Annotated in this window: 18 protein-coding genes; 6 read left to right on the top strand and 12 right to left on the bottom strand. The window is 70.0% G+C overall.

Annotation, left to right across the window (positions count from 1 at the left end):
• Positions 1 to 12 precede the first annotated feature (12 nt).
• Positions 13 to 426 (top strand): GNAT family N-acetyltransferase, encoded by a 414-nt coding sequence (locus tag MT347_RS07920; protein ID WP_243499856.1) that lies wholly within the window; start codon positions 13 to 15, stop codon positions 424 to 426.
• A gap of 200 nt (positions 427 to 626) precedes the next feature.
• Here MT347_RS07920 and MT347_RS07925 read toward each other — a convergent pair whose 3' ends face one another.
• Together MT347_RS07925 and MT347_RS07930 are read right to left on the bottom strand one after the other, a co-directional pair.
• Complete coding sequence (locus MT347_RS07925; RefSeq protein WP_243499858.1) at positions 627 to 2,099, bottom strand: PepSY domain-containing protein; 1,473 nt, start codon at positions 2,097 to 2,099, stop codon at positions 627 to 629.
• 259 nt (positions 2,100 to 2,358) lie between these two features.
• Positions 2,359 to 2,961 carry a hypothetical protein gene (locus tag MT347_RS07930; RefSeq protein WP_243499860.1) on the bottom strand — a complete coding sequence of 201 codons (603 nt, stop codon included), beginning with the start codon at positions 2,959 to 2,961 and terminating at the stop codon, positions 2,359 to 2,361.
• Positions 2,962 to 3,055: 94 nt separating this feature from the next.
• On the opposite strand from MT347_RS07930, the gene MT347_RS07935 reads away from it, so the two are divergent.
• The gene (locus MT347_RS07935; RefSeq protein WP_243499862.1) at positions 3,056 to 4,060 is read left to right on the top strand and encodes an epimerase; all 1,005 of its coding nucleotides are present in this window, start codon (positions 3,056 to 3,058) and stop codon (positions 4,058 to 4,060) included.
• Between the two features lie 92 nt (positions 4,061 to 4,152).
• Here MT347_RS07935 and MT347_RS07940 read toward each other — a convergent pair whose 3' ends face one another.
• Positions 4,153 to 4,311, bottom strand: coding sequence for a hypothetical protein (locus tag MT347_RS07940; RefSeq protein WP_243499864.1), 159 nt, complete (start codon positions 4,309 to 4,311; stop codon positions 4,153 to 4,155).
• 203 nt (positions 4,312 to 4,514) lie between these two features.
• Here MT347_RS07940 and MT347_RS07945 point away from each other — a divergent pair, with 203 nt between their 5' ends.
• Positions 4,515 to 4,775: a hypothetical protein gene (locus MT347_RS07945; protein WP_243499866.1), complete on the top strand. Its 261-nt coding sequence runs from the start codon at positions 4,515 to 4,517 to the stop codon at positions 4,773 to 4,775.
• 4 nt (positions 4,776 to 4,779) lie between these two features.
• Here the strand turns inward: MT347_RS07945 and MT347_RS07950 are convergent, their stop codons facing one another.
• Positions 4,780 to 5,709 (bottom strand): helix-turn-helix domain-containing protein, encoded by a 930-nt coding sequence (locus MT347_RS07950; protein WP_243499868.1) that lies wholly within the window; start codon positions 5,707 to 5,709, stop codon positions 4,780 to 4,782.
• Positions 5,710 to 5,794: 85 nt separating this feature from the next.
• Between MT347_RS07950 and MT347_RS07955 the strand changes: the two genes are divergently transcribed.
• The gene (locus MT347_RS07955; RefSeq protein ID WP_243499870.1) at positions 5,795 to 6,256 is read left to right on the top strand and encodes a GNAT family N-acetyltransferase; all 462 of its coding nucleotides are present in this window, start codon (positions 5,795 to 5,797) and stop codon (positions 6,254 to 6,256) included.
• Between the two features lie 170 nt (positions 6,257 to 6,426).
• On the opposite strand, the gene MT347_RS07960 is transcribed toward MT347_RS07955, so the two are convergent.
• A complete protein-coding gene (locus MT347_RS07960; RefSeq protein WP_243499873.1) occupies positions 6,427 to 7,320 on the bottom strand; it encodes an SDR family oxidoreductase in 894 nt (297 codons plus the stop codon).
• 48 nt (positions 7,321 to 7,368) lie between these two features.
• The gene (locus MT347_RS07965; protein WP_243499875.1) at positions 7,369 to 9,177 is read right to left on the bottom strand and encodes a glycoside hydrolase family 15 protein; all 1,809 of its coding nucleotides are present in this window, start codon (positions 9,175 to 9,177) and stop codon (positions 7,369 to 7,371) included.
• A gap of 176 nt (positions 9,178 to 9,353) precedes the next feature.
• On the opposite strand from MT347_RS07965, the gene MT347_RS07970 reads away from it, so the two are divergent.
• On the top strand, positions 9,354 to 9,908 hold the full coding sequence (locus MT347_RS07970; protein WP_243499877.1) for a Dps family protein: 555 nt from the start codon (positions 9,354 to 9,356) through the stop codon (positions 9,906 to 9,908).
• Positions 9,909 to 10,013: 105 nt separating this feature from the next.
• On the opposite strand, the gene MT347_RS07975 is transcribed toward MT347_RS07970, so the two are convergent.
• From MT347_RS07975 to MT347_RS07990, 4 genes are all read right to left on the bottom strand, one after another.
• Positions 10,014 to 11,474 (bottom strand): RCC1 domain-containing protein, encoded by a 1,461-nt coding sequence (locus MT347_RS07975; RefSeq protein WP_243499879.1) that lies wholly within the window; start codon positions 11,472 to 11,474, stop codon positions 10,014 to 10,016.
• 423 nt (positions 11,475 to 11,897) lie between these two features.
• Positions 11,898 to 13,385 carry an Ig-like domain-containing protein gene (locus MT347_RS07980; RefSeq protein WP_243499881.1) on the bottom strand — a complete coding sequence of 496 codons (1,488 nt, stop codon included), beginning with the start codon at positions 13,383 to 13,385 and terminating at the stop codon, positions 11,898 to 11,900.
• A 318-nt stretch (positions 13,386 to 13,703) separates the two neighbouring features.
• A complete protein-coding gene (locus tag MT347_RS07985) occupies positions 13,704 to 16,292 on the bottom strand; it encodes an RNA helicase (protein WP_243499883.1) in 2,589 nt (862 codons plus the stop codon).
• Between the two features lie 198 nt (positions 16,293 to 16,490).
• Entirely contained in the window at positions 16,491 to 17,258 is a 768-nt protein-coding gene (locus tag MT347_RS07990) for a hypothetical protein (RefSeq protein ID WP_243499885.1), read from the bottom strand.
• A gap of 90 nt (positions 17,259 to 17,348) precedes the next feature.
• On the opposite strand from MT347_RS07990, the gene MT347_RS07995 reads away from it, so the two are divergent.
• Positions 17,349 to 18,389: an LLM class flavin-dependent oxidoreductase gene (locus MT347_RS07995; protein WP_243499887.1), complete on the top strand. Its 1,041-nt coding sequence runs from the start codon at positions 17,349 to 17,351 to the stop codon at positions 18,387 to 18,389.
• Between the two features lie 55 nt (positions 18,390 to 18,444).
• On the opposite strand, the gene MT347_RS08000 is transcribed toward MT347_RS07995, so the two are convergent.
• Both MT347_RS08000 and MT347_RS08005 read right to left on the bottom strand, forming a co-directional pair.
• Positions 18,445 to 19,269, bottom strand: a complete 825-nt coding sequence (locus MT347_RS08000) for a CPBP family intramembrane glutamic endopeptidase (RefSeq protein ID WP_243499889.1) — start codon at positions 19,267 to 19,269, stop codon at positions 18,445 to 18,447.
• A 162-nt stretch (positions 19,270 to 19,431) separates the two neighbouring features.
• The gene (locus tag MT347_RS08005) at positions 19,432 to 19,830 is read right to left on the bottom strand and encodes a hypothetical protein (RefSeq protein WP_243499892.1); all 399 of its coding nucleotides are present in this window, start codon (positions 19,828 to 19,830) and stop codon (positions 19,432 to 19,434) included.
• Positions 19,831 to 19,897: the final 67 nt, after the last annotated feature.

Genomic DNA, 19,897 nt, shown 5'->3' on the forward strand with positions numbered 1-19,897 from the left:
CAGGCTGGGGTCATGGACGGCCTCCGCCTGGAACCCCTCGCCCCGAGCCTCGACGACTACCTCGAGCTGCGCCGCGCCTCGGGTCTGACGCCCAAGCGCCCTGAGCAGGGGGCGCCGGCTCTGGCGAACAGCTGGGCCTGGCGCCGGATCGTGGATGCCACGGGCCGATCGGTCGCGATGGGTCGCGTGGTGGGAGACGGCGGGTGGTACTTCCTCATCGCCGACATGGCGACGCTGCCCGAGTATCAGCGGCGTGGACTCGGGCGTCGCATCCTCGAGGACCTCCTCGCGGAGATCCGCGCGAAGGCCCCCGAGGGGGCGTACGTGACGCTGCTGGCCGATCCGCCGGGCCAGGCGCTGTACCGGAGCCTGGGTTTCGAGCAACCGACGAACGGCTCGGTGACGATGCACCAGTTGCTCGCCTGAGCCGGCGGGGGCCGCATCGCGCCGCGCCGACGCGGAGTTCCGCGGGGCAGCTCATGCCCCGCGAAACGGCATCCCGCCGACGACGCGTTTGCAACCTGCAACCGACATGTCAGCGAGATGCCGTCTCGCGGTACCGCGGCACGACAACCCGTGCCGCAGCCGCGAGAGCCAGCCCCGCAGCCGCGAGAGCCAGCCCCGCGTCAGCGAGAGGCAGCCCCGCGGCAGCGAGAGGCAGCCCCGCGGCAGCGAGAGTCGACGCGGCGTCCGGGTGACGCGGCTCCGCGCCGCCCGGACGGTGACACGCGCCCCGCCCGCCACCCGAGAAGCACGTCGATCGCGACGAACGCCGCGAGGGTGAAGCCGACCAGGGGCAGCACGAGTCCGATCGCCACCGCCGCGGCGAGCACCGCACCGATCCCCCACCACGGCGCGTGTCGCAGCACGCCCCGCGCGGGCGCGGTGGCGAGCCCCCGCGTCGGCCGCCGCTTCCACCACATCGTGTAGCCCAGCACGACCAGCGCCGCGATACCGATTGCGAGGGCGAAGAGCACGAGCTGATTGGCGAGCCCGAACATCGTGCCCATGTGCAGATCGACGCCCCAGCGGGAGAGCTTGGCGAGGAGCGGGTAGTCGGCGAAGTCGACCCGGTCGGTCACCCGCATGGTCGAGGCGTCGATCGCCACGGCATCCACCTCGGTCGGGAAGCTGCGGTGGATCTCCTGCACGACCCATGCCGTTCCCTCGGCGGCGGGCGGACGGATCTCGACATCGCCGGAGTTCACGTTCACCGTTCGCGCGGCGGCGAGAACCGTATCGAACGTCGCGGCGTCGGCCGCGGTGACAGGCTCGTGCCCTCCGCCGTGGTGGGCGTGTTCGCCCGCGCCGGCCGTGCCGTCGAGAGTCGTCACCAGAGTGGGTGTGCCCGCCCCGACCGCCGCGCGCAGATCCGCCACGTGCGCCCCCGCGAACGTCGACCACGTGATCCCGGTGGCCGAGAGGAACAACGCTCCCAGCACGAGCCCGACGCCGAGCCCCGAGTGCCACCGCAACAGGCGCCGATAGCCACGGGCCCGACGGCTGGACCGCCGGCGCGTGGCCAGGAACCGCCCGACCCACAGGCCGAGCCCCGCGAGCGCAACGATGCCGAGCCAGGATGCCGCGAGCTCGCTGTACCACCGCCCGACATCGCCCAGGTGCAAGGAGCGGTGCAGGTCGCTGATCCAGTGCCGCAGCGGCAACGCACCGCTCGTGCCGTAGACGGGCAGGTCGCCGCGGATCTCCGCGGTCGCGGGATCGACGAAGACGGCCCGCGTCGTGCTCTCGGGCAGGGCATCGTCGGCGAACATCACGCGGGTGGTGTCGCCCGGTGCCGGCGCCGGACGCACCGCCACGGGCGTCCCACCGCCGACGTACGCTTCGGCCGCGTCGATCTGGTCGGCCAGGGGCATGCCGTCACGCGTCGACGACGCGGTGAGCTCGTGCGCGTACAGCCCCCTCTCCAGACTCGGGGTGAGGGCGTACAGCGCCCCGCTCAGGGCCGCCACGACGATGAACGGTCCGACGAGAAGTCCGGCGAAGAAGTGCAGGCGGCGCAGCAGGGCGGTGAGCCACCCTGTCCGGACCGGGGCCGGCGAGGCGGCCGCGCTCGGGGCCGCGGGTTCTGTAACGGTCACGAGCGGACCACCGGGTTCATGCGGAGTGAAGACATTGCGAGATCGCTTTCCGGGTGCGGGGCACCCGTCATCCGGCGGCCGAGACGGCATCGCCGAGACCGCCGCCCGCCGAGACGACACGCGATGCTGCATCGTCGGGGACGGCGGGTACTGATGGTCGGAACGCGTCCTCAGTGGACGCGGAGCAGCCCCGGCGGGCGCACGACGGCACCCGGCTCGACGGCCGACCGCCCCATGACGCGGACGCGTGGGGCGGGACTCAGGATGCCGCGACCGGCGGGCCGCGACGAGCGCTCGCTCGAACGACAAGGGCCGAAACCGGCTGCACGGCGACGACGATCGCGGCGCGCACGCTCCGCGCCGGGCTCGGGACGCACGCCGTGACGACGAGGCGGGCGCGCGCCCGCAGCCACGCGACGCAGCGCACCGCCAAGGCGCCGAGCGCCGCGATCGTGCGTTCGCCGCGGTGGACCGCCACCGTCGTCACGACGGCGGCGATCAGGTGACCGGCCGCCATGCCGGCATCCATCGTGAGTGCGGGGCCCGATGAACCGGCCGCGGTCACGGTGACAGCAGCGCCGTGTGCGTGTCCACCGGTGCCGAGATCGTAGCTGCCGAGCACGAAGAGCGTGTGGAACAGCGTCTGGCTGATCACGACGGACAGGCCGAGTCTCGCCGCCGACAGTCTTCGGCCGGCGAGGACGGCACACACGACGAATGACAGCGCGAGCGGCACCACGATCCCGATGAGACCCGGGATGACTCCCCCGGCCGACACGTGCGACACGAGCGCGACGAAGGTCGCCATGCACGCCGCGACGGCTCCGCGCGCGACGCGCGAGCCCCGGTCGTGTCGTCGCATGGCATCCATTGTGTCAGCCGGGAGCGCGCGGCCGCCCGTCGAGGCACGCGCGCGGTCGCCCCTAGGCTGAGGCCACCGAGACCTGGAGGATGCCGTGACCCGACCCCGTGCCGTGATCGCCGGAGCGAGTGGCTTCGTGGGTCGGGCCCTCGTCGCGGCGTTCGAGGACGACGGGTACGAGGTGGCCACCGTGGGCCGCACCGGCGACGCCGTGTGGGGCGACGCCGCCGCCGTCGCGCGGCTGATCGACGGCGCCGAGGTGCTGGTCAACCTCGCGGGCAAGATCGTGTCGTGCCGCTACACCGACGCGAACCGTGACGAGATCCTCCGCTCGCGCGTCGAGACGACCCGCGAACTGCACACCGCCGTCGCACGGGCCGAGCGCCCGCCGCGGGTGTGGATGAACGCCTCCACCGCCACGATCTACCGGCACGAGACCGAGCACGGAAACGACGAGACCGACGGGATCCTGGGCGCCGGCTTCTCGGTCGATGTGGCAACGAGCTGGGAACGGGCGCTCTTCGCGGGAGAGTTGCCCGGCACCCGGCGCGTGGCGCTGCGCATGGCCATCGTGCTGGGTGACGGACCCGCGACCCGCATGCTGTTCGCCCTCGGACGAGGAGGTCTCGGCGGCCCCCAGATCGACAGCTGGTGGTTCCCGCACCGCCGCTACCGTGGAATCGGCGCGCGGCCCACCGGTCCGGCGTGGTCGTCGTGGCACCGCACGGCCGGTCGCCAGCGGTTCAGCTGGATCCACATCGACGATGTCGTGGCATCCGTCCGCTTCCTCCGGGACCGCGACGACCTCGCCGGACCCGTGAACCTCTCGGCTCCCGGTGTCAGCGACAACCGCGCGCTCATGCGAGAGATCCGGCGCGTGGCCAGGATGCCGTGGGGCCTGCCGGCATTCCGCTGGATGCTCGACCCGGCCATGGCGCTGCTGCGCACCGAACCGGAGCTCGTGCTGAAGAGTCGGTGGGCGATACCGCGCGCGCTCACCGAGGCGGGTTTCTCATTCCGGTACCCCGAGCTCGGCCCGGCGCTCGACGAGGTCGCGTCCCTCCACCGGCCGCGGGCTCGCGATCTGTTCTCGGCCTGAGAAGCAGGTGGTCGGCCGCGCGGTCCGGCCGCGCGGTCCGGCCGCGCGACGAGGAGCCGGGGACCACGGATGACGCTGCCCCGGAGAGCACCTCAGACCTTTCGGCGGACGAAACGCAAGACCGCGGCGACGATACCGACGATCAGGACGATGACGCCGATCCACAACAGGAACTTCACCGCCTCGACGAAGATGCCGAGGAACAGGAGCACGAGACCGACGATGACGAGGATGATGGCGAGAGCGGGCATGACCTCACACTGTCGCGCCTCGACGCGGACCCCCATGGCCTTGACACGGGAGCGCTCCCGTGGCGACGCGCGGGCGCCTGTGCCTTGACACGCCGGCGCTCGCTTGGCGACGCGGAACGCGGGCGGGTGCCGCGTCTGTCAAGACGGCTGCGGCTCCGCCGATGCGGGTCTACCGTCGAGCCACCACGATCCTGGAGGCGGCAATGGCTGAGCGCGATGTCAATGGACACGGCACGGGACCCGAAGAGGGCCAGTACACCGATCTGCAGCTGCCCGATGGCACGGCGGACCGAGGAAGCGCCGATCTGCCGGGCGAGTACGTCGACCGCGAGAACGCCGACGGCACCGATGCCCGGCCGCGGTCGGACGAGGCGGGTGCGTACACCGACGTGGAGCTACCCGGGGGCGACGAGTCCCACGAATCTCTCGACGACCCGGGCGAGTACACCGACCGCGACCGTTGACCCCTCAGCGTCGGAGCGTTCGCTCGGGCGGCACGCCATATGCGGCGCGGTATGCCGCGGCGAAGGCGCCGCGGTCGAGGAACCCCCAGCGGGCGGCGACCTCGTCGAGCGTGACGCAGGTCGGGTCGGCGTCGACGAGGTCGGCATGCGCCGCGCTCACGCGGGCCGCCGTCAGGTATCCCTCCGGGTTGTCGCTGAGTTGACCATTCGCGGCGAACGCACGCCGGAGACCCAGAGCAGATGTCCCGACGGCACGGGCGGCGTCGTCCACCGTCACAGCCAGCGAGGCATGATCGTCGATCCACGCCGTCGCGGCGGTGTAGATCGACGCTTGCTCGAGGGCGGACGCACGACGTTCCCGCGGGTCGCCGGCCAGGGGGAAGGTCTCCAGTGTCGCCGCCACCAGCGACCGCCGCACGTGCGCGCGGGCGAGGGGTTCCGCCATCACGGGCACCTGGGTCAGCGCCCATCGAACGGTCGCGAGCCAATAGTCGCGCATCCTCCGCGACACGGGCTCGGCGTCGGCGAAGCTGATGGTGAGCGACTGGTCGCCATAGATGGCTCGAGCAGACTCGGTCAACCAGTCGACGTCGAAGGCGACGAGGTGCAGGGTGGTGTCGCTGGGGTGCCCCACGAGCTCCTGACCGGGTTGCACGAGACCCGGTTCGACGCTGTACTCCCCCGACGTCGACCCCACGGTCCACGCGTACCCGGGAGTCGAGGTGGCGAAGTAGAAGCGATCGGCCTCGTAGATCACCTCGGCCCGGCAGTCCCAGTCCAGTCGACGCAGCGAGAAAGCCGCATCCCCCACGGCGTGCTCGGATATCGTCGCCCGGTCCGCCTGGACGTCGACCTGACCGTACTGCGCCTGCAGCCACGCCTGCGTCTCGGCCACATCGGCGGTGCGGACGCTCGTATCGAAGAAGTCGTTCATGGGGGCATTAGCCCATCGGCGAGAAACCAGGGCGTAGATGCCCATGATAGTTAACCTGACCGCACACTCCCTCACAAATGACCCCATGTCGAACGCGCCGACCATTCGCCCCGTCACCCCCGACGATGCCGGTGAGGTATTGACCATCCAGCGCGCCGCCTTCGCGAGCGAAGCACTCGTCTACGGCGATCCCGACATGCCGCCGCTCACCCAGACCCTGGAGGAGCTGCGGGCCGAACTCGTCGAGAACCTCGGTTGCGTCGCCGTCGCGGGCCACCGCATGGTCGGTGCCGTGCGCGCGCGACTCGACGATGGCCTGCTGCTCATCGGGCGCCTCGCGATCGCGCCCGATCAGCAGGGTGAGGGGCTCGGCACGCTCCTGCTCGGTGCGGTCGAACAACGGGGCCGTGAGTCCGGAGCGACCGGATCGGAACTGTTCACCGGGGGCTTGAGCGAGGCGAATCAGCGTCTGTACGAGCGGGAGGGCTACCACCGCACCGAGGAGACCGCCGACGGCGAGATCTTCTACCGGAAGGCTCTCGTCTGACGCCACCGGTGGCTTCGACAGGCTCAGCCACCTCCCCATGTGCGGTCGCGGGCCGCGCAAGAGTTCCTGAATGCGTACAGGTCCCTGAGCCTGTCGAAGGGACCGAGACCCGCGCGCGCGCGGAACGGGCCGCCGCCCGCACCCGGACGACGGCCCTTCCTGCGCGGCACTTACGGCGTCGGCATCCCGCCGTTGACGTTGAGCGTCTCGCCGATGACGTAGCTCGACTCCGCCGAGGCGAGGTACACGAACGCCGGGGCGAGCTCGGCGGGCTGGCCCATACGCCCGAGCGGGGTCTCCTCGCCGAACTCGTCGACCTTCTCGTCGGGCTGGCCGTCGGTGACCTGCAGCGGCGTCCAGATCGGGCCGGGCGCCACGGCGTTCACGCGGATGCCCTTCGGCGCGAGCTGCTGACCGAGCGCCTTGGTGAAGGTGTTGATGGTCGCCTTGGTCGAGGCGTAGTCCACCAGGATCGGTGCCGGCGAGTAGGCCTGGATCGAGGTGGTGTTGATGATGGTGGAGCCGGGCGCCAGGTGCGGCACGGCCTCCTTGCAGATCCAGAACATCGCGTAGACGTTGGTCTTGAAGGTGTCGTCGAACTGCTCGTCGCTCAGCGTGGTGATGTCTTCGTTGAAGATCTGCTTCCCGCCGTTGTTGATGACGATGTCGAGGCCGCCGAGGCCCTCGACGGCCTCCTTCACCAGCGTGCGCGCGTACTCGCGCTCGCGCAGGTCGCCGGGGATCTGCACGACGGTGGCGCCGGCCTCGCGGAGAATACCGGCGATGCGATCGGCATCCACCTTCTCCTCGGGGAGGTACGACATGGCCACCGACGCGCCCTCACGGGCGAAGGCGATGGCCGTGGCCGCGCCGATACCGGAGTCGGCGCCCGTGATGAGAGCCTTCCGCCCCTTCAGGCGGTCGGATCCGACGTAGGTGTCCTCACCGAGGGCCGCCTTCGGCGTCAGCTCCGCGTCGAGACCCGGCTCGGGCTGATCCTGCGCCTTCGGGTCGATGTCGGCGTAGAGCTTCGTGGGATCGGTGAACGTGTACTGCGTGCTCATGGCGAGTCCTTTCAGGGGGATGCCGGGGCGGAACCGCACCGGCGGGGATCAGTGTCCGCAGAGGTCGGCGTCGTCGACGAGATCGCGGATGACGAGGGCGGCGTTGATGAGGGCGAGATGGCTGAGGGCTTGCGGCAGATTGCCCCAGAAGGCGCCATCGGTCTCGGCGATCATCTCCGCGTAGACGCCGACGTCGTTGCCCTGGGCGACGAGCGCGTCCATGGCCTCGACCGCCTCGGCGTGGCGGCCGACGCACGCGAGTGCCGTCGCCCGCCAGAAGGCGCAGGCGACGAAGGTCTGCTCCTCCTGGTCCATGCCGGTGTACCGGTAGACGAGGTGGTTCTCGGTGGTGAGACGCGCGGTGATGGCATCCAGGGTCTTCGACATCCGCTCGCCGCGGTCGAAACCGGTCGGGGCGTGCAGCAGCACCGAGGCGTCGAGATCCTCACTCCCGGGGGCGATCGTGTAGGCCTCGACCTTCTCCGACCAGCAGTGTTCCTCGACCCACGCGTGGACGCGGTCCCGCTCCGCACGCCAGCGGTCGCCGTTGTCGGGGATGTGTCCGCCCGCGGCGAGCCACTGGGCATCGTCGAGGGCCTTCCAGCAGCCCATCTTCGACGACGTGTAGTGGCGCAGCTCCGGGAGCTCCCACATGCCTGAATCCTCGCGCCGCCACAGATCGCACGTGCGGTCGGCGACATCGGCGAGCAGGCGCCCGGTCTGGATGTCGAGGCGGTTGCCCGCCTCGACGTACGTGCGACACAGCGCGATGAGGTCGCCGTAGACGCCGAGCTGCAGCTGCCCTTGCGCGGGATTCCCGGTGACGACGGGCTGATTGCCGTTCCACCCCGGCACGTCGTGCTTCTCGAGCCCGATCTCGGCGTCGCCGTCGAGGGTGTACATGACCTGCACTTCGGGGCCGTTCCTGCGGATCGTGCGCAGCAACCACGAGATCGCCGCGTGCGTCTCCTCGCGCAGGCCGAAGCCCACCCACGCGTGGGCGGTGTAGGCGAGGTCGCGCACCCAGGCGTAGCGGTAGTCCCAGTTCTTGCCGCCGCGCGGGCTCTCCGGCAACGAGGTGGTCGCGGCCGCCGCGATCGCACCGGTCGGGCTGAACAGCAGAAGCTTCAGGGCCAGCGCGCTGCGCTGGACGTCATCGGCCCAGGGACCGTCGTAGGAGAACTCGTCCGACCACATCGTCCACCCGTCGACCGTGCGGTCGATGCCGCGATCGACGTTCTTCGCGTCCGGCACACGGAGGGGTTCGCCCTCGGTCGCGGCGATAACGAGCAGGTGGCGCGAGTCCTTCGAGGTCGTGAAGCCGCCGTCGATGCTCTCGTTCCCCGCGTCCGGATCGCCGTGCAGGCCGTGTTCGTGTCCGACGACGGCGAGCGAGACGTGGCCGATGCGCATGATCGAGAAGCCGTCGATGCGTTCCGTCCACGGAGCCGCCGAGCGCAGCATCGTGCCCGGCTGCACGCACCATGCGAACTCGACCTCGCCCGTCACCCCGTCGACGCGACGCGCGAGCTCGGCCCACGGCAGACGACCGGCGATGCCGGTGACCATCGCGTCGGTGACCTTCGCGACACCGGTCGCGGTGGTGAAGGTCGTCTCGAGCACGTTCGTGCGCGGGATGTAGCGTCGCGTGACCTCGTAGTCGTCCACCGGCGCCAGCTGGATGCAGCCTCCGGCCGACTCGTCGACGATCCGCGCGAACACCGGCCGGGAGTGGATGTTGGGTAGGGGCAGCCAATCGACCGACCCGTCGAGGCCGATGAGCGCCACTGTTCGCCCATCGCCGATGGCCGCGTAATCGCGCAGCGGTCGAGACGGGGCAGGAGGGGTGGTTGTCACGCCCTCACGCTAGGAACGGCCCGGCGACCCCGAGGCGGGGTTGTCGAAAGGATGCCGAACGGCTACGGAGACCTCGTGCGCCGCAGGTACCTCGCCGCGGACGGCCTCGCAACCCCCGCCGCACGGCTCGGATTGCGGCCTAACGTCGCTGATGAACGCGAGGGAAAGGAAGGCGCATGTCCGCCACCCAGGAGACCACCAAGAACCGCCGTCGTCCCGCCCGTGGCGGCAGCGGCCCCGAAACCACGGACGAGCAGAACGCCGAGAAGGGCTTCCAGGCGTCGGAGAAGCTGACGGACGCGCTGCAAGCCGTGCTCGTCGACCTGATCGAACTGTCGATCCAGGGCAAGCAGGCCCACTGGAACGTCGTGGGCAAGAACTTCCGCGACACCCACCTTCAGCTCGACGAGATCATCGACGCCGCGCGCGAGTTCAGCGACGAGGTCGCCGAGCGTATGCGCGCCCTGCACGCCCTGCCCGACGGACGGAGCGACACGGTCGCCGAGACCACGACCCTCCCGGAGTTCCCCCAGGGCGAGGTCGACACCGCCGAGGTCATCGACCTCATCACCGAGCGTCTCGACGCGACGGTGGGCACCGTCCGCGACGTGCACGACGGCGTCGACGAGGAAGACCCCACGAGCGCCGACATCCTGCACGGCGTGCTCGAGCGCCTCGAACAGCTGTCGTGGATGGTCAGCGCCGAGAACCGCGTCGCCCGCAAGTCCTGAGCGCGATCGAAGACACCGGATGCCGGGGCCTCAGGGCCTCGGCATCCGGTGTGTGATCCACCGGTACGCACGGAGCGACGTCGCAGGTGGAGCGGGTCGTGACGGTCAGCTCGTCGACATGACCACGGTCGCCGTCATCGACGCCGACGAGGAGTTGAGACGACGGACCGTCCGACCGGCCGGAAGCGCCATGGTGACGGGGATGGAGCTGTCGTTCTTCGTTCCGTCGCCCAGCTGTCCGTAGTAGTTGTACCCCCACGATCGTACGGATCCGTCGGTCACCAGGGCGTGGGCCGAGGCGGCTCCAGCCGCGATCTCCGTGACTCCCGAGGTGAGTCCGGACACCTGCGTGGGAACAGCTTTGTTCACGGTGGTCCCATCGCCGATCCGGCCCAGGGTGTTCAGCCCCCACGCCTTCACCGATCCATCGCCCCGGAGGGCGTAGCCCGTCCCGACCCCCGCAGCGATCTGCGTCACGTTGCTCAACCCGGGGACGGCGCCCGCGGAGAGACGATCAGCGCCCGTCGTTCCGTCACCCATTTGGCCGTAGGCGTTGTCGCCCCAAGCCATGACCGTGCCGTTGGAGAGCAGGGCGAACGTGCAGGCGGAGCCGCCGGCGACCTGGGTCACCCCGCCGGAGATACCGCCCACCGTCGTGGGCGTGAGCCGATCCGACGTTCCGCCGTCTCCCACCTGACCGCTCGAGTTCCACCCCCATGCCTTCACGATGCCTCCGACGACCGCGTACCCCGTCTGATTGCCTGCGGCGATGGACGAGACGTTGGTGAGGGTCGAGACCACGGTCGGCCCCAGCCGGTTGGTGCCCGAGGTCCCGTCGCCGATCTGACCGTGGGCATTGTTCCCCCATGCCTTGACCGTTCGATTCGACAGCAGTGCGTAGATGGTTGAGCTCCCCGCGGCGATCTGGGTGACGCCCGTGAGCCCGGGGACGACGGCCCACGTGGAACGCGCGGTGGTCGTTCCGTCGCCGAGCTGGCCGGAGTCGTTCCCGCCCTTCGCCCAGACGGTGCCGTCTACCAGGAGCGCGAGGAAAATCGTACTGATCACACTCGAGGAGATCATCGATGCGACAGGAGAGGGGAAGACGAACTCGGTCTGCCCGGGAGTTGCCGAGTAGCTGCGACCCGCGACGACGGCATTGGATCCCACGACCCTGAGGGCACGCGAGGCACTTCCCGAGCCAGTCACCGCGGAGATCGTGACAGATGAGCCGGGGGTCGCCCAGGGCGTCGCGAGGTCGAGCGTGCTGGTCGCGGCTCCCGCGCCATCGGTGGTCGCGGTCGCCGGTATGAACGATGATCCGGAGGGCCCCGTGAACGACACCGACTGCCCCGCCACAGCCTGCCCCGCCGCGTTCGTGACGATCGAGGTGGCCGTCACAGGTCCCGATGCAGGCGCTTGATTCGAGGGAGTCGAGACGTTCACCGACTGCCCTGAGCTGGCGAAGGCGGGACTGGCCGTCGTGACGGCGATCGCCGGCACCGCCCATCCGGCTGCCGCCACCAGTGTTCGCCGAGGGATGATCCGCGATTCATCGAATGTCATGGGCGTCTTCTCGGCCATTGGTCACTCCGTTTCTCAGTCCCCGTGCGCAGCAGGACGCGCACCCTGGTGTCGTGCACTCTGACAGTGCTGAAGCGCCGCCCCATCGACCGCCCGTCGACGGCCGGCTGGCGAAGAGTCCGACATCATCCGCCCCGTCTGCCCCGCCGACCTTCGCGCGTCGGCGAAGACTGCCGGTGGCTTCGCCCCCCGCTTCACCCGCTGACGTCCGGGTCACGTGACGGCGGACTCGCCTGACACCGGATGCCGCGGTCTCGGCGTACCGCGTGTTCACATACGAACGACCTCGGCACGCCGCGTGTTCACATGCGCACATTGAGCTACGCGCGAGAAGGAGAGTCCCGCACGGGCGGGCGACGGAGGCGCTCACGTCGCCGGCGCGCGACATCGCGAGGAACCGTCGGGTCACACCGTCGTCGGCAAGAAGAGACTCGGTCCCCACTGGTTGGTGAAGAGCGAGCGAGCATCGATGGAGGGAGAATCCGACGGCATGGTGAGAGCGGCCGGCGTCGCGCGCTGGGTTCGCGTGCCGTCGCCGAACTGACCCTGACTTCCGTCGCCCCACCCGCTCAGCGTGCCGTCGGCCAACAGTGCGAATCCCGTCCGGTAGCAGGCGAAGAGCTGCGACACGCCGGATGCCAGGGCCGCGGGCGCAACGGGCGACCGACGATCGGCGGTTGTGCCATCGCCGCACTGGCCGCTCGAGTTCTGGCCCCAGCTGCGGACGGATCCGTCGGAGAGCAGGGCGTACGCGCCGGTCTGCGCCGAGGCGATCTGGGTGACGCCGGTCAGCCCGGCGATCGCGACAGGAGTCGACTTCGAATCCGTCGTGCCATCGCCGATCTGACCGTAAAAGTTCTGGCCCCACGCGTACACCTGCCCCGAGGCCAGCGCGTAGCCGCCAGCGGCGTGAGCCTCGACCTGCGTCACGGACGTCAGCCCCGGAATGAGCTGCGGCGTGGTCCGCGACGCCGACCTCGATCCGTCACCGAGCTCGTAGTTCTGCCCGTTGCCCCAGGCGTACGCCTTTCCGCCCGACACTGCGTACGCGGACCCGCTCCCACCCACGAAAGATGTCACCGAGGTCAGACTGCTCACGGCCGACGGTGTCTTCTGAGGGCTCGCCGTCGTGCCGTTGCCGCACTGACCCGAGCCGTTGGCGCCCCACGCGCGGAGGGTGCCATCCTGCTGCAGGGCGTACGCCGTGTACAGACCGAGAGACAACCGGGTCACCGATACCAGGCTCGTCACGGGGGCCCACGTCGATCTGCTCGTCGTGGTCCCATCTCCCAGCAACCCGTATCTGTTATCGCCCTTGGCCCACACGGTCCCATCACCGAGGAGAGCCAGGAATGCTTGTCCGCGGCCATCGAGCGTCGAGGACTGCATCTGCACAACAGGCGCGGGGAAGGCCTGCTCGGCTTGAGCGAGCGTCGAGGTGTATCCCACCCCCGCAACGAGCGCATTCGCGCCGAGGACGGTGACGGACCTCGATGCTCTCGAGGAGCCCGACACCGCAGAGACGGTGACCGTCGAGCCGGGCTTGGTCCACGGCTTCCGGAGGTCGAACGTCGATGTCGCCGCCCCGTTTCCGTCAGTCGTCGCCGAGGGCGGAGTGAACGTCGCGTCCGTCGGGCCGACGAACGACACCGCTTCCCCCGCCGCACCCGTCCCTCGAGCGTCGCGCACCGTCGCCGTGACAGTCACCGCTCCGGATGCTGTCACCCGGTCGGACGGCACCGCCAGCGAAACCGTCCCACCCGACACAGCGAACGCGGGAGTGGCCGTGAGGGCGACGATCGCGGGAACCGCCCAGGCCCCTCCCGCCAAAACCGTCCGGCGCGTCGGGACGTTCGCGCCCGACGTCGAATCCAAAGAAACCTGCTGAACCACGTCGCACTCCGCCCGAGGCTCCCGCCTCATCCATCGACACATGTCATGTCGTGCGTTCGTTCTACCCGTCAGCGGGAGGGCAGTGACGACGAGGTGCGCATGAGCGGTGTTGGTGAGAGGAAGCCGCGGCACAGTGTCTCTCTCGCGAGTCCCTCGATCCGCGCGGAGCGGTCACGCCGCGTACGCTCCCGCACCTTCACCCGGCACCTCACCACCGCCGTCGACGGACGGGAGCCGCCAGGGACGGATCGCGAGCCGAGGACCGTGTCGAGACGGGAGGTCGCGCCATGATCACGGGGTTCCCGGGAGCGGCACGCACTACAGCCGCAGCACCTCGGTCACCCGCACCATCGCTGTGCCTTCCTCCTCGGAGGCGGCGAGGTCGACCTCCGCCCGGATGCGCCAGTCGTGGTCGCCGGCGGGGTCGTCGATGATCTGCTCGACCCGCCAGAGGCCGTCCGCGGCCGACGACTCGTCGATGACGACGAGGGCCGAGGAGCGCGCCGCTCCCCCGGTGCCGATGCTGTCGTGCTCGTCGAAGAACGCATCCAGGGTTGCTGGCCAGTCGACGTCGGGGTCGAGCTCGACGAGCTCATCGTCGCGTTGGAGCGCAGCGAGTTGCACCCGGCGGAACATCTCGTTGCGCACGAGCACGACGAACGCGCGCCGGTTCGTGAGGATCGACGGCGGCGCCGGCGGGACCACGGGGGCGGTCGGGTCGTCGGCCGGGTTGATGAGCTGCTCCCACTCGTCGACGAGGCTCGAGTCCACCTGGCGCACGAGCTCGCCGAGCCAGGCGATGAGGTCGAGCAGGTCGGGCGTCTGCGCGTCGACGGGGACGGTCTGGCGGATGGCGCGGTAGGCGTCGCTGAGATAGCGCAGCACGAGTCCTTCGCTGCGGGCGAGCTGGTACAGCGAGACGTACTCGCCGAACGAGCAGGCCCGTTCGAACATGTCGCGCACGACCGACTTGGGAGACAGCTCGAAGTCGCGGATCCAGGGCTGGCTGGAGGCGAACACCTCGTACGCCTGCGCCAGAAGGTCGTCGAGGGGCTTGGGCCAGGTGATCTCCTCGAGCAGCTCCATGCGCTCGTCGTACTCGATGCCCTCGCGCTTCATCGCCGCGACGGCTTCCCCGCGCGCGCGGAACTGCTGCTGCGACAGGATCGGGCGCGGATCGTCGAGCGTCGCCTCGATCACGCTGACGATGTCGAGCGCGTAGTGCCCGGTGCCGACGCTGCCGGCGGCAGCCGTGGCGTCCGGTGCCCTGCCGAGCTCGACCTCGGGGTCGAGCATCTCGATCGCGGCGAGCGCGAAGGGCGACAGCGGCTGGTTGAGCGCGAAGTTGGGTTGCAGGTCGACGGTGAGCCTGATGCGCGAGTCGCCAAGAATTGTCGCTTCGGAAGCCTCCGAAGCGACAAATTCAGGCGACTCGCGCGGGAGAGCCTCGACCACGCCGGCCTGCACCAGGGTGCGGAAGATCGCGATCGCGCGGCGGGCGAGCTCGTACTGGCGGGGCCGCGACTCGTGGTTGTCGAACACCAGGGAGCGGACGTTCGCGAACACGTCGCCGCCGCGCGCGATGACGTTGATCAGCATCGCGGCGCTCAGCTTCATCTGCGGCTGCAGCGGCTCGGGCTCAGCGGCGACGAGGCGGTCGTAGCTCTGCTCGGTCCAGTTGACGAAGCCCTGCGGCGCCTTCCTGCGCACGATCTTCTTCTGCTTCTTCAGGTCGTCGCCGGCCTTGAGGATCTGGGCGGCGTTCTCGATCTCGTGATCGGGGGCCATGACCACCACCGTGCCGGCGGTGTCGTAGCCGGCCCGGCCCGCGCGCCCCGCGATCTGGTGGAACTCCCGCGCCGAGAGCTGACGCATGCGGATGCCGTCGTACTTGGTGAGCGCGGTCATGAGCACGGTGCGGATGGGGACGTTGATGCCGACCCCGAGGGTGTCGGTGCCGCAGATCACGCGGAGCAACCCCCGCTGCGCGAGAGTCTCGACGAGCCGTCGGTATCGCGGCAGCATCCCGGCGTGGTGCACGCCGATGCCGGCGCGGACGTAGCGCGAGAGCGTCTTGCCGAACCCGGTGGTGAAGCGGAACCCGCCGATGGCCTCGGCGATCTCGTCGCGCTGCTCGCGTCCGATGATGCGAATCGACGACAGCGCCTGCGCCCGCTCCATCGCGGCGGCCTGGGAGAAGTGCACGACGTAGATGGGCGCCTGTCTCGTGTCGAGCAGCTCCTGCACCGTCTCGTGCACGGGCGTGCGGGCGTATTCGAAGTGCAGCGGCACCGGGCGCTCCACGCCGGTCACGCGCGCGGTTGCGCGCCCGGTGCGGCGCGAAAGATCGTCGGCGATGCCCTCGACATCGCCCAGGGTGGCCGACATCAGGATGAACTGCGCCCGCGTCAGCAGCAGCAGCGGCACCTGCCAGGCCCAACCACGGTCGGCCTCGCCGTAATAGTGGAACTCGTCCATCACGACCTGGTCGACGTCGGCATCGGCCCCCTGACGAAGGGCGAGGTTCGCGAGGATCTCGGCCGTGCAACAGACGATCGGCGCATCCGCGTTGACCGATGAGTCGCCCGTGACCATGCCGACGTTCTCTGCGCCGAAGATGTCGACGAGCGCGAAGAACTTCTCGCTCACGAGCGCCTTGATCGGAGCCGTGTAATAGCTGCGACCGCCCCGGGAGAGGGATGCCGCGTGGGCGGCGACGGCGACCAGCGACTTGCCCGTGCCGGTCGGGGTCGACAGGATCACGTTCGCCCCCGACACGATCTCGATGACCGCCTCGTCTTGCGCGGGGTAGAGCGTCAGCCCGCGGGAGGCCGCCCACTCGACGAAGCCGAGGTACACGGCATCCGGATCGGCACCGGTGGGCACGTGCTCGAGGAGGGGGGTCACTCCCCCACCCTCTCACCCGCCGGGCGGACGGGCCCTTCGACAGGCTCAGGGACCACCCGTCGACAAGCTCGGGGACCACCCGTCGACAAGCTCAGGGACCACCCTTCGACAGGCTCAGGGACCGCCCGTCGACAAGCTCGGGGACCGCTTCGCCGAGGTGGCTGAGCCTGTCGAAGCCACCGGTCCCCTCCCCGCACCTCAGCCCCGATCGGCGAAGACGCCCACGTTCTCGCCGTCGAAGACGAACTGCACGCTCGTGCCGATCGGGAACTGCTCGACGAACGCGTCCGGCATGCCCTCGGCCACCACGAACTCCACCGTGGCGGGGAAGACCCCCGCGCCGCATCCGCCGTAGACGAAGTCGCCGCTCACGCCGCGCGCGCCCCGCAGCGACACCTCGGAGGTCTCGAGCAGATACACGCACGGGCTGCGGTTATCCGTCGCGTCGACCTGCGCGAAGCCCACGAAGGCGGTCACTCCGTAGAAGTCCTTGAACGCGCGTTCCGCGCCTGTTCGTTGGCCGAAGATGGCCGGGGTCTCGGTGTCGGGATCGGACTCCAGCGTGCCGACCTGAGGCGCTCCCACCGAACTCGACACCGGTACGAACGACACGGTGAGCGCCGTCGTCGCGCTCGCGAGCGCGGTGACGACGGCGAGCGAGATCGCCCACCCCCACAGTTGGCGCCTCGATCGCACGAGCGGGCGATGCTCGCGAGGAGTCTCGTCGTCGGCGTCTTCCGCGTCGGCGGGGGTCACGTCCTCGTCGTCGACAGCGGATGCCACGGGCTCAGGCCGGACGTCCGGCGCCGGTGCCGGCGTGGTCCCGGGCGCGGACCGCTCCCGCCGTTCGAGCTCTTCGAGGGCGAGGAGCCGCGCCGACGCCGTCGGGTCGTCGGCGATGTCGGCGTCAGGGCCGTACGCCCGGGCGCGCAGTCGACGCAGCTCGTGGCGTACGTCGTCGTCCATGTCCTGAATGGTTCCACACCTGAGGCACCCCGGGGTCGTCTCGCGGTCCATGCGCGGGAATAGACCGGAGCGCCCGGCGTTGCACCCGACATGCGCTCCTTCGGCACACTCTCCTTCGGCCACTACGGCCCCCTCGGCGGTGGTCGTCAGTTGACCGCGGGCGATTCGATGCTCCAGGCGATTGACCTCGCCCAGGGCATGGACGACCTCGGGGTCAACGGCATCTCGTTCCGCGTGCACCACTTCGCCCGCCAGCAGGCCGCCCCCATGCCCCTGCTCGCCGCGATCGCCGCCCGCACCTCGCGCATCGAGGTCGGCACCGGCGTCATCGACATGCGGTACGAGAACCCGCTCATGCTCGCTGAGGAGGCGGCATCCGTCGACCTGATCAGTGGCAATCGCCTCGCGCTCGGCGTGAGTCGCGGCTCACCCGAGACCGTCGTCCGCGGCTATGAGGCGTTCGGCTACACCGGATCCGACGACCCGCGCGGCGGCGACATCGCCCGCGAGCACTTCGACCTTTTCCTGCGCGCCGTCGACGGCGAAGGACTCGCCGAGCGCGACCCGCACAGCCCCTTCGGCGGCGGGACCGGACTGCAGCGCATCGAGCCGCACTCCCCCGGCCTGCGACAGCGCATCTGGTGGGGCGCCGGCACCACGGCGACTGCTGAGTGGGCGGGTCGCATCGGCGTGAATCTCATGTCGTCGACGCTGCTCACCGAGGCCGACGGCACCCCCTTCGACATCCTGCAGGCGCAGCAGCTCGACGCGTTCCGCACCTCCTGGCGCGAGGCGGGGCACGCGGGCGAGCCACGCACCTCTGTCAGCCGCAGCATCTTCCCGATCGTCACCGACGAAGACGAGATGTACTTCGGCGGCTCGGCGGGCAGCGACCAGATCGGCGTCATCGACGGCATGCGCTCGACCTTCGGCAAGACGTACGCGGCCACCCCCGACAGGCTGGTGGAGCAGCTGCAGAACGACGCCGCGGTGATGAGCGCCGACACCTTGATGCTGACGATCCCGAGCCAGATGGGCGTGGAGTTCAACCTGCGCCTCGTCGAGAACTTCGCCCAGCACGTCGCCCCGGCCCTCGGCTGGGTACCGACGCACACGCCGGCCACCGTGTAGGAGGGCCGCGGCGTCCGGCTCTCCCGAGAGCGTCGGATGCCGCCGGCCGTCCGCGTCACCGCGAGGCGGAAGGGAACGTCGACTCCTCGTTACGGCCGACGCGGCCGCGGATGAAGAAGACGAGCACGAGCCCGACGACGATGACGACGATGTTGCCGAGGTTCGCCAGCGATCCCAGAGCCCCCTCGGCGGGGTACTGCGCATGCATGAAGATGCTCGGGTCGGTGCTGGCATGGAGGAGGACAGGCGCGAGCAGAGTGCGCGTGACGCGCATGGCGAGGTACATGAGGATGCCGAAGAAGAACGTGTAGACGATCTGCACCAGCGTCGGGACGAGGGCCTGACCGCCGAGGAGGTTCGTCGAGTGCAGAAGCGCGAACAGCCCCGCCGAGACCAAGGCCACGACGATCTCCCGATGCCCCGCGTCGCGCATGATCCGCACGACGTACCCCCGGGTCAGCACCTCTTCGGCGAAACCGACGAACAGCCCCGCGAGGAGCCAGGTCATCACGTAGTCGATGCCGGCTGCGCTGTAGTCGATGCTGAACAGGTGCAGCACGTTGAACAGGAGCACGACGACGACGGCGATCCACATCCACCCCCGCCCCCCGAGGGACTGACGAGCGAAGAGTCCTCGCAACCATCCGGTCGTCGCCCCGAAGACGATGAGGATCACGGCGCCGACGAGGATCGGTAGAACGTAGAAGATGAACACGAACGACGCGGAACCCGAATCCCCCGCGAACGGCACGAGCGGGAGGAAAGCGAGGGACGCGAGTTCGTAGAGGACGAGGTAGCCCGCGGCGAGGACGACGGCCTTCCACCAGCGCCCGCGGTTCCAGAAACGGCTCCAGGCCGATCGACCGACGACATCGTTCATGAGGGACCCCCGATCGCCCGCTCGTCGGGCAGCACGTTCAACCTATGCCTCGCCCCAGAATCGACGGAAGAGAAGCGCGAGTCCTCGCAGAGCTGGTGCCTTCGCGTCGTTCAGCTGCGGCTCCTCACGAGCGTGCGCCCGTTCGACGCGAGAGCCTCGCGTTCAGCGCGCGGAGCCCGCCGCGCGCGAGCGCGCGAGCGTCTGGGTGAAGAGGTACTCGCCCCACGCCACGCCGTAGGCGCCGAGCGACGCCCACGTCCAGCCGGAGGGCAGGACCCCCGCGAGCCCGAACAGGGCCGCCGCGGTGAGGGCCACCACCACGGCCAGCGCCGGCGCCACGACTCGCTCCCCCACCGGCGTCACTCCGCCGCGCCAGACCACCAGCACCGCCCCCGCGGTGGCCACGAGCAGGATGACGGGCGTCCACCACGACCCGAGTGCGCCCATCGTGATCGATGCACCGACGCCGGCGACGACGAGCGAGGCGGTGCGCAGCAGGCGGATAGTGGTGGCGCGGTCGGCGGAGGGGCGGGCGGCGGGAGCGCGGGAGGCAGAGGGCACGACGGGATCCTTCGGGGAGCGGGGTGTCGTTCCAGCGTAGACAGGATGCCGGACGGGCTGTCTACGG

It is taken from the genome of Microbacterium sp. VKM Ac-2923 (assembly GCF_022815605.1).
GTDB lineage: Bacteria > Actinomycetota > Actinomycetes > Actinomycetales > Microbacteriaceae > Microbacterium.